The following is a 12,924-nucleotide window of genomic DNA, read 5'->3' as shown; positions in this document are numbered from 1 at the left end:
CCAGAGGAATCACCGCGCCAGCCATTCCGCGACGCGCTTTTGCGAGTCGGCGCGCGCATCCGCGTCGGTGCCGACATGGCCCTTGTCCGGATCGGCGACGTCGGTGTTCTGATCGGTCGCATGAAGCGGCAGATTGGGGCGATCGAAATCGTGATATGCGCTGGGATAGACCACAATCCGTGTCAGCGCGCTGCGGCCATGGGCGCCTTCGACCATCTGACGGCAGGCCGGCGGTGAAGAGACGTCATCGTTGGCGCCGATCAGAACCAGAGTCGGGATACGCGCGCTCCAGCCGAGTCGCGACGACAAACGGCAGTCGGGATAGAAGGCGACGGCCGAGCGGAAATCCGGCTCCGCCCGATGCAGCAGCAATTGCGGACGAACCGCCCATAGCAGCGCACTGGCGCCGTTGGCCCAGCCGAGCAGGCTGATGCGGTCGCGCGCGACCCAGCTTTGCTGCATCAACCATTGCCGCGACGCCAGGATGTCCGACACGCGCTCGCGGCGGGCGGTGATTTTGCGCTCCCTGAGATGGCATTGCGGGCCGAGTTCACGGGAACCATAGCTGTCCGGAAACAAGACGGCCTTGCCGTCCTTGAGCAATTGCTCGGCCCAGTCGCGATAACGCGGCAGCACCGGCTCCGAGCGACTACTCAACCCGCCGCAGCCATGCAGCGCGATCACCACCGGAAACGGGCCGCCGCCTTCCGGCTTGAAAAGCTGCGCGTGGAGCACCGCGGATCCGGAGGGAATCTCGATCGCTTGCGGCAGCGGCGCCGCGCGCGCGGTCAGGGGCGCGGCAAGACCGCTCATGGCAAGAAATGCGAAGGCAATGACGATCGATGAAAGACGCATGGCTTGGCCGGACCGGGACGGGTTAGTGGTCCCTTCTAACTTGCGCTTCCCGTTTCAGCGACACCCCAAAAGGCTAACATGCACGATGCGCCAGATTCATCACAAATCAGTGGGTTTAACAGGCGGACACCCCACCCTATTTGTGTTAACAGGTTCATGCCGTTTGAACGGCGAAACAGACGGAAACGTTCGGAGAACTTATCGGTGCTCAATAAATCCGGCCCGCCTGGTCATGGCGAAGCGCAGCTGCAATATCTGGATGGTGACTTCCGCGTCATCTCGCCGGGAACCTATGTGCGCTGCGCGGTGAGCGACGTGCGAATCCCGCTCGACGAATTGAAATACTGGAGCGTCGATTTGCAGGAGGCTTACGCGCAGCCGACCGCCGTGCTGCAGCGGCATTTTCCGAACGCCCTGAAATCCTAGTCCTCACTTTCCGAAGTTCGAAGGATCAGTCTTTCCGGAATTTCCTGTTCCGTGCGCGAGACAGGCGGTCGGATACGAAGGCGCAGAAGGTTCGCGCGTCTTCGAGTTCAAGCCTCACCGGAAACGGAACGATGCCTTGCGCCCATGCCGGCATTTTTGCGCCGACGCCGAGCCGCACCAGATCTTTTTCCGTCGTCACCACCGTCAATCTGTCGCGTCCCGCTTCCGCCAGCAGCGGTTCGATCTCGCCTTGCGTGAATGGATGGTGATCCGCAAACGCGTGCTCGCGCACAACGTCGATGCCGCAGGCACGTAGCGTCCGGAAAAAGCGGGCGGGATCGCCGATCCCGGCGAATGCCAAAACGCGCTGGTCCCGCAACCACGACACCGCTCCGTCATCGGCCTTCAATTGCGCACTCAGCACCGGCTTGTCCTGTGCTCTCACCATGGCGGAGACGGCCTCTGCGGCGGTGCCCTCACCGATCACGATCAACGCGTCGGTGCGATCGATTTGCGGCGGCAACGGCGCACGCAGGGGGCCTGCGGGAAAGATTTTTGTGTTGCCGAGCCCGCGGTTGGCATCGATCACGATGAACGAGACATCCTTGGCGACAACCGGATTCTGAAAGCCGTCGTCCATCACGACAACGGTTGCGCCTTGCGATTTTGCGAGCGCCAGTCCGTCGAGGCGCTCGCGCGCGACCGCGACCGGAACGGTCCGCGCCAGCATCAGCGGTTCATCGCCGACATCACCTGCAATGTGACGTGCCGGATCGACCATGACAGGTCCGCGCAGCCGGCCCCCATAGCCGCGGCTGAGAACGACCGGCGTCTCGCCGAGATCGCCAAGCAGACCCACGAGAGCCAGCACGGTCGGCGTCTTGCCCGCGCCACCGGTGTGATAGTTGCCGACACAAATGACGGGAATGCCGGCGTCAAAACCCTTGCGCTGCAAGCGATGGCCGGCGACGGCGCCATAGGCGGCGCCGAGCGGCGACAACAGCAGCGACATCAGGGATGGTGGCCGGTACCAAAAGGCCGGCTCATGCATCCGCCGCTCCCATTTCAAGGCGCAGCTGCAGTAGATAGGGCTCGAGCGCCGCAAGTGTACGGTCGAGTGCGCCGCCGAGTTGCGAAACCACCCGTTCGGCCGCGCCGACAACGAAATCGCGCGCTTTGGGATCGGCGAGCAATTGGCCGAGTTGCTTCACCAGCGCCTCGCGCGTCGCAATGAGCCTCGCGCCGCCCGCGGCATCGAGCGCTTCGTAGACGTCGGCGAAATTGAACACATGTGGCCCGTGAACGAGCGACGCACCGAGCTTGATCGCCTCGATCGGATTTTGCCCGCCATGCTTGACCAGCGATCCGCCGATGAACACGACCGGCGATAGCCGATAGAACAGTCCGAGTTCCCCCATGGTGTCCGCGACATAGATATCGGTGGCCGCAGTCGGCAAGTCCTCGTGCGAACGCAGGCTCGCATGCAGGCCGGACGCCTCGATCATCTGCGCGATCGCCTCGCCGCGGGGCGGATGCCGCGGGATGATCACGGTCAGCAGCGACGGAAAAAAGCCTGCCAGGGTCCGATGCGCCTCGATCAGGATTTCTTCTTCACCCTGATGCGTCGATGCGGCGACGATAATGGGACGGCCGCGCGTCACCGACATCAGCCTCTCGAGCTTGCTGAAGTCGGCCGGAGGCGCCGGAACGTCGAGCTTCAGATTGCCGGTGACCACGACGTTGCGGCTGCCAAGCGCCGAAAAGCGCTCCGCATCGACGCGGGATTGTGCAAGACAAACATCGAACCGGCCGAGCAGCGCCGAGATGGTGCTGCTGACGCGCCGCCAGCGCGGAAACGAACGGTGCGACATCCGCCCGTTGATCAGCACCATCGGCAGGCGTCGTGCCGCGCTCGACAGAATGAGATTCGGCCACAGATCGGATTCGATGAACAGCGCGAGAGAAGGCCGCCAGTGATCGAGAAAACGGGCGACATAACGCGGCGAGTCGTACGGAACGTATTGATGGATGACGTCGGGAGGAAAACGCTTGGCGACGATCGCCGCCGACGTGACGGTGCCGGACGTCAGGAGGATCCGGATATTGAGCGCCCGCAACTGCTCGATCAGTGCGGCTGCCGCCAGCACCTCGCCGACGCTCGCGCCATGAATCCACACCAGCGGTCCGTGCGGCCTTGCGTCTGCGCTCATGCCCCGCCTCTCGCCAACGCGCGCGGGGTCCTCCTTGCCCTGCTTCAATCGCCGCTTGATGAGCGCGGGCGCGAGCGGCACTGCCACCGAAGACAGCCGCTGATAGACCCGCAGCGTCATCGGCAAGGCGTTAGCCATGCGGCGTTCCTTGAGGTCTTGCTTGAGGTGTTCCTTGGGGCGTCCCTTCGGGACGACCCACTTGCGCATAGGCGCGCACCAGAGCGTCGTTGAGGGTCGCCTCCAGCCGCGCGCGCGCCTCTTCCATCATCTGCGCGTCGGCGTCGGGTGGAACCATGATGATCTCGCCTCCCACCAACGCCCCTCGCCCGAACGGCAGATTGATCGTAGTCCGGTCCCAGTTGTTCAAACGCCAATAGCGGCTCGTGACCATTGCAAACGGCATGATCGGCCGTCCGGATTCGCGCGCCAGCATGATAATGCCAAGCCCGGCTATTCGCGCGCGCTTCGGCACATCGGCAGTCAGGGCAACATTATACCCTTGTTCGAGCGCGCGTACCATCTCCTTGAACGCGCCGACGCCGCCCTTGCGATGAAACGCCGAACCGTGATCGCCGGAACCCCTGATGGTGCCGATCCCGAGACGCTCGACGGCGATGGCGTTGTATTCGCCGTCGCGGTGCCGCGAGATCAGGACCTTGGCCCGATGACTGTCCTTGGTCTTGACGAAGGCGCTCATGAAATGCTGGCCGTGCCAGAACGCAAAGATCGCCGGCATCTGCGGCTCGACGATCTCGTAGACGTTCGGCGGATCGAAGCTGAAGCGATTGGTACGCCAGACCAGCCGCAGGAATGCGGCCGCAAGCGAACCCACAGCTTGCTGAAACCAGTTGCTGCGCAGGAGATCGCGAACCAGCTTTTTCAATGGCCGGTCTTCGCGTCTTGTTCGGGATCAAGCAGGCGATGAAGATGAACGATGAAATATCTCATCTGGGCGTTGTCCACGGTCTGCTGCGCTCGCGCCTTCCAGGCCACGTACGCACTCGCGTAATTGGGGAACAGGCCGACGATCTCCACCTGCGAAAGATCCTTGAACGTGTTGTGCTCGAGGTTGTGCAATTCGCCGCCAAGGACGAGATGCAGCAACTGCTGTGGGGGACTATCCGACATGACTTCCTGATCCTAAAGCTGCGCCCGGCACGAGAATGTTTCCAGACGTGTCTGGGTATCCCTCACGGCAAGGGGTGATTTCGAAACCGCTCGACAATGCTTGCATGACGATCGTGCCCCGCAGCCACCAGAATCCCGTGTGTCACCTCGCGGCGATTATACTGGATGGCGTCCCCCGACAGCGCAGTCATGCTACCATTCGCTTCCTGCACGATCAAATTCGCCGCCGCAAGATCCCAGTCGTGGCTTTGACCGCCCGCAAAAGCGGCATCGAGCTTGCCGTCGGCGACCCGGCACAGGCGGAGCGCCAGCGATCCGATCCGTGGATACAGCGAAATTTCGCCGCCGGAGCGATTAAGACGCTGAACCAGTGGCTTTGGGCCGGCGATCCTAGAAAAATCGAGCCCCGTACCGGACGTCGCATGGACAGCGGCGCCATTGAGCCACGATCCTCGCCCGGCTTGCGCGAAAAAGAACTCATCGGTTGCCGGCGCAAACACCGCGCCAAGCACCGGCCTTGCGTCTTCGACCAGCGCGACGCTGACGCACCAGTCTTCGCGGCCGGCGAGATAAGCGCGGGTGCCGTCGATCGGATCGACAATCCAGGCCGCAGCCTTGCCGACGCGCGCCTCATCGTCGGCGCTTTCCTCCGACAACCAGCCATAATCCGGCGTTGCCGACCGCAAGCGGCTCGCGATCAGCTCGTTGACCGCGATATCGGCCTCCGACACCGGCGACGAGGCGCCCTTGATCCAGTTCTTCAGGTCGGTCCGGAACAGTGACAAGGCCAGAGCGCCTGCCTGTCGCACCGTGTCGGTCAGAAGGGCGGCGTCACGCGCCAGATTTTCCGGATACAGATCGTTTCCGGCGTCACCGTCCGCCAAGGGTCAGTCCCTCGATTCGCAGCGTCGGCGCGTTGACGCCATAACGAAACACCAGATCGTTCGCCGGCGTCAGCGATTTGAACATATCGAGCAAGTGACCCGCGATCGTCACTTCGCTCACCGGATAGGTGATCTTGCCGTTCTCGATCCAGAAGCCGGAGGCGCCGCGGCTGTAGTCGCCGGTCACGCCATTGACGCCCGAGCCGATCAGGTCGGTGACATAAAAGCCCTGGCGAATGTCGGAGATGAGGTCTTCCGGCGTCACCTCACCGGCCTCGAGATGCAGGTTATACGATCCCGGCGAGGGTGAGGACGAGACGCCGCGATGGGCGTGGCCGGTGGTCGTGAGCTTGAGCTCGCGCGCGGTCGCGCAATCCAGAAGCCACGAGGTCAGCACGCCCTCGTCGATGATCGCAAGCTGCTTGACGCGGACGCCCTCCGCATCGAACGGCTGCGAGCGCAAGCCGCGCCGGCGCAGCGGATCGTCGATGATACGGATGTTGCCGGAAAAGAGTTGCTGGCCGAGGCGGTCCTTCAAAAAGCTGGTCTTGCGCGCGATCGAGGCGCCGTTGATCGCGCCGACGAGATGGCCGACCAGCGAGCCGGACACGCGCGGATCGTATACGACCGGCACCTTGCAGGTTTCGACCTTGCGCGGATTGGCGCGCGCGACCGTGCGCTCGCCCGCGTTGCGGCCGACGCTTTCCGGCGTGGCGAGATCTTCTGCATGCGGCGCCGACGAAAAATCGTAGTCGCGCTCCATGGACGTCCCGTCACCGGAGATCGCCGTCACCGAGATGCCCTGGCTCGAGCGCAAGTAAGCGCCGTGGAAACCGGTGCTGGTCACCAGCACCATGCCGCCGATGCCGGTCGAGGCCGACGCACCGCCCGACTTAGTGACGCCCTTGACCGCAAGCGCCGCCGCCTCCGCCTCGCAGGCGCGGCGTTCGAGTTCGGCCGTGCTCGGCACCTGCGGGTCGAGCAGGTCGAGATCGGAGAGGTCGCGCGCAAGCAGTGAGGGATCGGCAAGGCCGATGAAGTCGTCGTCGGGCGCCACGCGCGCCATCGCGACCGCGCGCTCGGCGAGCCTGGCCACACCGTCGCCGCCGATATCGTTGGTCGAAACCACCGCCTGGCGTTTGCCCACGATCACACGCAGGCCGACGTCGTCGCCTTCCGAGCGCTCGGACTCCTCGACGCGCCCGTCGCGAACCTCAACCCCTTGCGAAATGCCGCGCACCGCAACAGCGTCGGCCGCATCGGCGCCGGCGCGCTTTGCGGCCTCGACGAGGCGCTCTGCCAGCGTCGTCAGCGCTGATTGGTCGAACAACTTGGCGGTGGCGGCGTCAGCCGAAAGCGCGGATGCGCTCGATGGTGAAGAGATCACGAACAAAATTCCCGCAGATTTACGGAAGGACGAGCGGCGGTCGAAAGCAAATCACAGACTGCATGAAATGTGCCTGATTCACCTGGATTTCAAGCGTTTTCACGCTGCCAAAACATGGGAATTTCGGCAACATGGCAAGGTCTCGTCAATCATGCGGGCCAAGGTGTTGTCAATCATGCGAAGCGAAGAGGGGCCGGTGACGGCAATTTAACCAGCCTTTTTAAGCCAATTCGCCACGTCATCTGGCATGCTCTCACGCAACGACCGGGAACATAATTCCGGCGGGGAGACCAAAGCCGTGAGGCGTCAAACAGCAACAAGCGGGGTCAATCCCGCGGGGTCGAGCCGCGTTTTGCGGCTCGACCCTCTCTCTCTTCCCGTGAGCTTCGATGCGCAGGATGCCCGCGCCGACAACGGCGTGCGCCGCGTCGAACTGCACCGTGAACGTGTCGTGCTTCGGCGCGCCGTCCATGGCATGCGGATGGCCATCAACCTTCGTGTCAGCGATTTCCGCGGCATCGCACTGCGCGGCATCGACGATGCCCAGATGCTGGTGCTGGCTCATCGCGATCCATCACTGAACATTCCGCTGTGCGTCAGCTCCGATCGCGACGAGATCGCGTCGGCCTGGCAAATCTGGAGCGATATCTTCGCCCTGCCGCAACTGGAGGAATCGCCGTTTGAGCCGGCGCCCCGGCGGCGGCGGCGCAACGCGATCCGCGCGCGGCGTCCGAAATTCCTGGTGCGGCGGCGTGGCGGCGGACCGCTCGATGCAACCCGCGTCCATCGCGACGAGCGCGAGATCATCGCGAGAAACTGAGAGCCCGCTCTTCTAGGCCGTCCTGATCAGGGCGTCCACGACCAGGCCCGCAAACAGCAACAGTCCCGCATCGCGGTTGGACTTGAACACGCGCAAACACAGCGCGGGGTCGCCGATGTCGAGCCGCGCGATCTGCCAGCCAAGATGGACGGCGAACGCCGCAAGGCCGACCCATCCGACCGGACCCGTGCCTGAAAGCCAGATCGCCAAACCAATCAGGATCACCGCAAGGCTGTAGAAAACGACCAGCGCCTGATGCGTCTTCGCGCCGAACAGCCGCGCGGTCGATTTGACGCCGATCAGCGCGTCGTCTTCGGTGTCTTGATGGGCGTAGATTGTGTCATAGCCGATCACCCAGGCGATCGATCCGGCGTAGAGAATGATCGCGGGCAACCCGAGCCGGCCCTCGATCACCGCAAATCCCATCAGCGCGCCCCACGAGAAGGCAAGCCCGAGGACGACCTGCGGCCACCAGGTGATGCGCTTCATGAAGGGATAGATCGCAACGATCGCGAGCGAAGCGATACCGGTCATGACTGCAAAGCGGTTGAACTGAAGCAAGACCGCCAGCCCAATCAGGGCCTGCGCGACCAGAAACACGAGTGCCTGGCGCACGGTCACCTGCCCGGCCGGAATCGGGCGTGAGCGCGTGCGTTCGACCCTGGCGTCGAGATCGCGGTCGGTGATGTCGTTCCAGGTGCACCCCGCCCCGCGCATGGCAAAGGCGCCTACAAAGAACAATGCAACGGTGACCGGCAATCGGCTGACGTCGTGGGCCAAGCTTGAGGCGATCGCGACCGACCACCAGCACGGCAGCAGCAACAGCCAGGATCCGATCGGCCGATCGAACCGGGCAAGCCGCAGGTAGGGCCGCGACCAGAGCGGCGCAAGCGTATCGACCCAGTTTCCGGTCGCATCCGCAACGCGGGCTAGTGCGGTGGATTTGACATTCGCTTCAGTATCGCTGCGGGTCCTCATAGCGAATGTCAAATCCAAACCGCACTCGAATTTATGTTGCTGGTGTCCCTTGGGTTCTGACATTTGCAAACGGGCCTCGCCGAGACATGATGCGAATCAGAACCGGGACACCATCGCTTCGGTCATAACGACCCGAGACTCTCGTTTTTGAATGTCGTCTTTTTGAACGCGTCGCGTTCGACAACGCGTATCAATTCCGCGTCAGCGCGTTGCCGCTCAGCGTGTCGAATGTCGTACCGCCGCTCTTCTTGGCGGTCACCTCTGGAACTGCCGTCGCCGAACCCAGCATGTCGCTCAAGCTTGGACCGGCTGGGGCCTGGTTTTTCATGTTGGCCGCGGCATTACAGATTTTCTCCTGCATTGCCTCGGAGCTCTTGTGGCCCTTCTTCAACTGCTCGGCAATCTGCGGCGGGATGCCGCAACGAGACGCATTGGTCTCGACGTATTTCATCATCTTGATTTCGGCCTGGATGAAGTTGTTGATCAGCTTGCAGGCGACTTCCGGGCCCTGACGCTTGTCGCTGGCTTCTTTCAGCATGTGGCCGCGCTTTTCGGCTTCCGCGCGCAGCGGCAGGAACTCCTTCATGCAATTGTCAGGCGGCCCCGCTTGCGTCGGGGGCGCCGCGAAGGGCGACGCGCCAGCCCCCGGGAAAGATGCCGGCGCTGCGCCGAAGGAGGAGGAAGGCACCGGCGCATTGCCGAAGGCGGACGATGCTGGTGCTCTGTTGACGGCGGTCGCCGGCGCGCCGTTCACAGGGGGAAAAGCCGGATCGGTCGCCGACCCCGCTTGGCCCGGCAATGGCGCGGGAAACGCGCCTTGCGCCGAAACCTGCCCGGCATGAAATGTTACGGCGGCCACGATGGCGAGCGGCGCAATCAACTGGCGGATCATCAATGCTATTCCTTCAGGCCCGCAAACGTCTTCCCGACAGGAGCGCGACTCCGTTATCGGCATTTTACGATTGCTGCCAGTGGTTAACAACCCGTTGAATTGGGCAAGAGCGCGGCGCAACGTCGCCGTTAACCCGTAATAATCACGCAATTTCTAATCCTTTTGGGGCTAAAACGCCCGAAGATTGGACGTAACTAATGCCCTCGCATGATTTCCGCAAACCCCGCCTGTTCGTGGACGCGCCGCTCGAAGGCGGCGCGACCGTCATGCTGGCGCGGGACCAGAGCAACTATCTCGGTAATGTGCTGAGGCTTTCGGCGGGCGACGGCATTCTCGTTTTCAACGGGCGCGACGGCGAATGGCAGGCCTCGATCACCGGACGCAAGCGGCCCGACGGTCTTGAGGTGCAAAGCCGGACCCGGCCGCAAGATCGCCCGGGCGATCTCGCTTACGTGTTCGCGCCGCTCAAGCACGCGCGGCTCGACTACATGGTGCAAAAAGCCGTGGAGATGGGCGTCTCCTCACTTCAGCCTGTCCTGACGCGTTTCACGCAGGTCTCGAGGGTCAACAGCGAACGGATGCGGGCCAATGTCATCGAGGCCGCCGAGCAATGCGGCATTCTCGGCATCGCCGACGTCGCGGAACCCATCGCTTTCGATCGCTTCCTTGATCGCCGGACGGCCGAGCGGCTTCTCGTCTTTTGCGACGAGGCTGCCGACATCGCCAATCCATGGAGTGCGCTGTCGCGCGAAAAGGCCGGCCACGGCGTCGATGTGCTGATCGGGCCGGAAGGCGGGTTTGCCGAGGAGGAGCGCGCCGCTCTGCTGCGTCAGCCCAATACGTTGCGGCTCTCGCTCGGACCGCGAATCCTGCGGGCGGATACCGCAGGCGTCGCGGCGCTGGCGTTGGTGCAGGCCGCGCTCGGCGATTGGACCTAAGGCGGCCGGCCGGTAAGCGGCCTCGTCAAGCCACCTTGGTCGTTAAGACATTTGGCCGATCCCGGTCGAAACCGCTGGCAGGCCATGCTAAAGGCAGCGCCAACGGCGCGCCGGCCGGAGCGTGGCAGGCAACCGTTTCTCAACAAAATTACGCTATCTCAACGACTTAGATACCTGACCGGCTTCGGGAAATCTGGACACGACCATGATCGCAACCGCCGCTCCTCGTGCGACCGGATCCGCCCAATGGGCGGACGCGCTGCTGCGATCATTTGCGGAAGCCGGCTATGGCCTGGCCGAACCTGGCGTCTTGCAGCCCTCCGAGCCCTTTCTGGACCTCTCCGGCGAAGACATCCGAAAGAGCCTGTACCTGACGACGGATGCGACCGGCGAGGAACTTTGCCTTCGCCCGGATTTGACGATTCCGGTGGCGCGCGAATATCTCGCCTCCGCCAACGCGGGAAAGCCGGCCGGCTACAGTTATCTCGGTCCCGTCTTCCGCTATCGCGAAGGTCGCGCGAGCGAATTCCTTCAGGCCGGCATCGAATCCTTCGGCCGGCTCGATCGCCCAGCCGCGGATGCCGAGATGCTCGCGCTGGCTCTGCAGGCAACGCAGGCCTTCGGCGTCAGCGATGTCGAGATCCGCACCGGCGACGTCGCGCTCTTTACGTCGCTGATCGATGCACTCGGACTTTATCCGGTGTGGCGACGCCGGCTGATCAAGGATTTCAACCGCAAGATCAACCTCGAGCAGGATATCGAGCAGCTGACGCTCGCAAGCGCAACGCCGCGCAACGAATATGAGGGCGTGCTGGCCGCACTCGCCGGTTCCGATCGCAAGGCGGCGCTCGCGCTTGTCACCGATTTGATGTCGATCGCCGGCACCAGCAATGTCGGCGGCCGCACGGTGGCCGAGATTGCCGACCGCTTTCTCGAACAATCGACCTTGAAGGCCGGCGCGCTGCCGCGCGACGCGCTCAAGATCATCAAGCGGTTTCTCGCCATCTCGGGGGAGCCGCGCGATGCGATCGCGCAGTTGCGCGCCCTGGCAAAAGACTCCAAGCTTGATATCGGCGCGGTCATCGACGCGCTCGAAAGCCGGATCGGCTCCATGACCGGACACGGCATCGACGTTGCAAAGGTGCGGTTCTCGACCTCCTTCGGACGCGGGCTGGATTATTACACCGGTTTCGAATTCGAGCTTCACGCCAGAAACAACGGCGTCGAACCTCTGGTCGCCGGCGGCCGATATGACGGATTGTTGCAACGGCTTGGCTCGACGGCTGCCATTCCCGCGGTCGGATTTTCGGTGTGGGTCGAAGCGCTCGCCAACATCGGCAATCCTGCTGCCACCGGGAGGCCGTCGTGACCACGCCCTTTGTTCTCGCCGTTCCTTCAAAGGGCCGCTTGCAGGAAAACGCCGAAGCGTTTTTCACCAGCGCCGGTCTCGCTCTGGCGAAGCCGCGCGGCGCCCGCGAATATCGCGGCACCATCATGGGCCTCGACAATGTCGAGATTGCCTATCTGTCGGCGAGCGAAATCGCCTCGCAGCTCGCGCGCGGCGCGGTTCACCTCGGCGTCACCGGCGAGGATCTCGTGCGCGAGAGCATCGTCGACGCCGACAAGCGCGTGCTTCTGATCGACAGCCTCGGCTTCGGCAGCGCCAATGTCGTGGTGGCCGTGCCGCAGGCCTGGATCGACGTGCGAACCATGGCCGATCTCGACGACGTTACGTCAGGCTTTCGCGAACAGCATAACCGGCGGATGCGGGTCGCAACCAAGTACATCAACCTCACCCGCGCGTTCTTCGCCTCCCACGGCATCGTCGACTACCGCATCGTCGAGAGCGCCGGCGCGACCGAAGGCGCGCCCGCAGTCGGCACCGCCGAAATGATCGTCGATATCACCACGACCGGCGCGACCCTTGCAGCAAACGGCCTCAAGGTGCTCGACGACGGCGTGATCCTGAAGAGCCAGGCCAATCTCGTCGCCTCGCGCGAAGCCGACTGGTCGAGCGGGGCGCGCGAGGCCGCGCGCGTGATCCTCGATCACATCGCCTCCCGCGCGCGCGCCAAAAAATACCGCGAGGTCCGCACTCGTTTCACCGCCTGCAACGCCGCGCTCTTGGCCGAGGCCGAGGCGCGCTTCGGTGTGGTCTCGCCGTTTGGCGGGCCGACGTCCTCCGGAATGGTGACGCTGCACTGCCCGCCGGGTGAGCTCTACGCGCTCGGCAGCTTCCTGCGCAATCATGGCGCGGACACGGTTTCGGTGGCCTCGCTCGACTATGTGCTGGATCGCGAAAATCCCCTGTTCGCCCGGCTCGAGACCTTCCTCGGACAATAGACCGCAGGCCGATCCGTGGCGACAATCCATCGCGACTGCCATATGCTGTTGTATCGGAACGTG

Annotated in this window: 14 protein-coding genes; 5 read left to right on the top strand and 9 right to left on the bottom strand. The window is 63.5% G+C overall.

Translation table 11 applies throughout. The features are described 5' to 3' along the window. Window positions 1-9 precede the first annotated feature (9 nt). On the bottom strand, window positions 10-855 hold the full coding sequence (locus tag VFB05_RS21600; RefSeq protein ID WP_414643234.1) for a dienelactone hydrolase family protein: 846 nt from the start codon (window positions 853-855) through the stop codon (window positions 10-12). A 204-nt stretch (window positions 856-1,059) separates the two neighbouring features. Here VFB05_RS21600 and VFB05_RS21595 point away from each other — a divergent pair, with 204 nt between their 5' ends. Beyond that, window positions 1,060-1,281: a DUF2093 domain-containing protein gene (locus VFB05_RS21595; RefSeq protein ID WP_325015976.1), complete on the top strand. Its 222-nt coding sequence runs from the start codon at window positions 1,060-1,062 to the stop codon at window positions 1,279-1,281. A gap of 25 nt (window positions 1,282-1,306) precedes the next feature. On the opposite strand, the gene lpxK is transcribed toward VFB05_RS21595, so the two are convergent. From lpxK to VFB05_RS21565, 6 genes are all read right to left on the bottom strand, one after another. Continuing rightward, the gene (lpxK, locus tag VFB05_RS21590) at window positions 1,307-2,332 is read right to left on the bottom strand and encodes a tetraacyldisaccharide 4'-kinase (protein WP_325015974.1); all 1,026 of its coding nucleotides are present in this window, start codon (window positions 2,330-2,332) and stop codon (window positions 1,307-1,309) included. Next, a complete protein-coding gene (locus VFB05_RS21585) occupies window positions 2,325-3,629 on the bottom strand; it encodes a 3-deoxy-D-manno-octulosonic acid transferase (RefSeq protein WP_325015971.1) in 1,305 nt (434 codons plus the stop codon). Before VFB05_RS21585 ends, lpxK begins: the two co-directional genes overlap by 8 nt. Then, the gene (locus tag VFB05_RS21580) at window positions 3,622-4,374 is read right to left on the bottom strand and encodes a lysophospholipid acyltransferase family protein (RefSeq protein WP_325015969.1); all 753 of its coding nucleotides are present in this window, start codon (window positions 4,372-4,374) and stop codon (window positions 3,622-3,624) included. The genes VFB05_RS21585 and VFB05_RS21580 overlap by 8 nt, the downstream gene beginning before the upstream one ends. Continuing rightward, entirely contained in the window at window positions 4,371-4,619 is a 249-nt protein-coding gene (locus tag VFB05_RS21575; protein WP_325015967.1) for a DUF4170 domain-containing protein, read from the bottom strand. The genes VFB05_RS21580 and VFB05_RS21575 overlap by 4 nt, the downstream gene beginning before the upstream one ends. A gap of 62 nt (window positions 4,620-4,681) precedes the next feature. Then, window positions 4,682-5,503: a 3'(2'),5'-bisphosphate nucleotidase CysQ gene (locus VFB05_RS21570; protein WP_325015965.1), complete on the bottom strand. Its 822-nt coding sequence runs from the start codon at window positions 5,501-5,503 to the stop codon at window positions 4,682-4,684. Then, window positions 5,490-6,890, bottom strand: coding sequence for a TldD/PmbA family protein (locus tag VFB05_RS21565; RefSeq protein WP_325015962.1), 1,401 nt, complete (start codon window positions 6,888-6,890; stop codon window positions 5,490-5,492). The genes VFB05_RS21570 and VFB05_RS21565 overlap by 14 nt, the downstream gene beginning before the upstream one ends. Window positions 6,891-7,188: 298 nt before the next feature. Here VFB05_RS21565 and VFB05_RS21560 point away from each other — a divergent pair, with 298 nt between their 5' ends. After that, the gene (locus tag VFB05_RS21560) at window positions 7,189-7,710 is read left to right on the top strand and encodes a DUF6101 family protein (RefSeq protein WP_325015959.1); all 522 of its coding nucleotides are present in this window, start codon (window positions 7,189-7,191) and stop codon (window positions 7,708-7,710) included. A gap of 12 nt (window positions 7,711-7,722) precedes the next feature. On the opposite strand, the gene ubiA is transcribed toward VFB05_RS21560, so the two are convergent. Continuing rightward, a complete protein-coding gene (ubiA, locus tag VFB05_RS21555) occupies window positions 7,723-8,688 on the bottom strand; it encodes a 4-hydroxybenzoate octaprenyltransferase (protein ID WP_325015957.1) in 966 nt (321 codons plus the stop codon). Window positions 8,689-8,878: 190 nt separating this feature from the next. Continuing rightward, the gene (locus VFB05_RS21550) at window positions 8,879-9,580 is read right to left on the bottom strand and encodes a hypothetical protein (RefSeq protein ID WP_325015954.1); all 702 of its coding nucleotides are present in this window, start codon (window positions 9,578-9,580) and stop codon (window positions 8,879-8,881) included. 197 nt (window positions 9,581-9,777) lie between these two features. Here VFB05_RS21550 and VFB05_RS21545 point away from each other — a divergent pair, with 197 nt between their 5' ends. The 3 genes from VFB05_RS21545 to hisG all read left to right on the top strand — a co-directional run bounded on the left by VFB05_RS21545 (window position 9,778) and on the right by hisG (window position 12,861). Next, window positions 9,778-10,518 carry a 16S rRNA (uracil(1498)-N(3))-methyltransferase gene (locus tag VFB05_RS21545; RefSeq protein ID WP_325015952.1) on the top strand — a complete coding sequence of 247 codons (741 nt, stop codon included), beginning with the start codon at window positions 9,778-9,780 and terminating at the stop codon, window positions 10,516-10,518. Between the two features lie 205 nt (window positions 10,519-10,723). Continuing rightward, window positions 10,724-11,887 carry an ATP phosphoribosyltransferase regulatory subunit gene (locus VFB05_RS21540; RefSeq protein ID WP_325015950.1) on the top strand — a complete coding sequence of 388 codons (1,164 nt, stop codon included), beginning with the start codon at window positions 10,724-10,726 and terminating at the stop codon, window positions 11,885-11,887. Further along, a complete protein-coding gene (hisG, locus tag VFB05_RS21535; protein WP_325015948.1) occupies window positions 11,884-12,861 on the top strand; it encodes an ATP phosphoribosyltransferase in 978 nt (325 codons plus the stop codon). The genes VFB05_RS21540 and hisG overlap by 4 nt, the downstream gene beginning before the upstream one ends. Window positions 12,862-12,924 lie beyond the last annotated feature (63 nt).

The organism is Bradyrhizobium sp., assembly GCF_035652035.1.
Lineage (GTDB): Bacteria > Pseudomonadota > Alphaproteobacteria > Rhizobiales > Xanthobacteraceae > Bradyrhizobium.
The sequence above is the reverse complement of the archived record's forward strand: the minus strand, read 5'-3'. Positions and strand labels throughout refer to the sequence as shown.

Excerpts from the sequence above, each read along its gene's own strand:
- lpxK (WP_325015974.1), bottom strand. The coding sequence starts at position 2,332 with ATGCATGAGCCGGCCTTTTGGTACCGGCCACCATCCCTGATGTCGCTG.
- VFB05_RS21585 (WP_325015971.1), bottom strand. The coding sequence starts at position 3,629 with ATGGCTAACGCCTTGCCGATGACGCTGCGGGTCTATCAGCGGCTGTCT.
- VFB05_RS21600 (WP_414643234.1), bottom strand. The coding sequence starts at position 855 with ATGCGTCTTTCATCGATCGTCATTGCCTTCGCATTTCTTGCCATGAGC.
- VFB05_RS21575 (WP_325015967.1), bottom strand. The coding sequence starts at position 4,619 with ATGTCGGATAGTCCCCCACAGCAGTTGCTGCATCTCGTCCTTGGCGGC.
- VFB05_RS21545 (WP_325015952.1), top strand. The coding sequence starts at position 9,778 with ATGCCCTCGCATGATTTCCGCAAACCCCGCCTGTTCGTGGACGCGCCG.
- ubiA (WP_325015957.1), bottom strand. The coding sequence starts at position 8,688 with ATGAGGACCCGCAGCGATACTGAAGCGAATGTCAAATCCACCGCACTA.
- VFB05_RS21550 (WP_325015954.1), bottom strand. The coding sequence starts at position 9,580 with ATGATCCGCCAGTTGATTGCGCCGCTCGCCATCGTGGCCGCCGTAACA.
- VFB05_RS21540 (WP_325015950.1), top strand. The coding sequence starts at position 10,724 with ATGATCGCAACCGCCGCTCCTCGTGCGACCGGATCCGCCCAATGGGCG.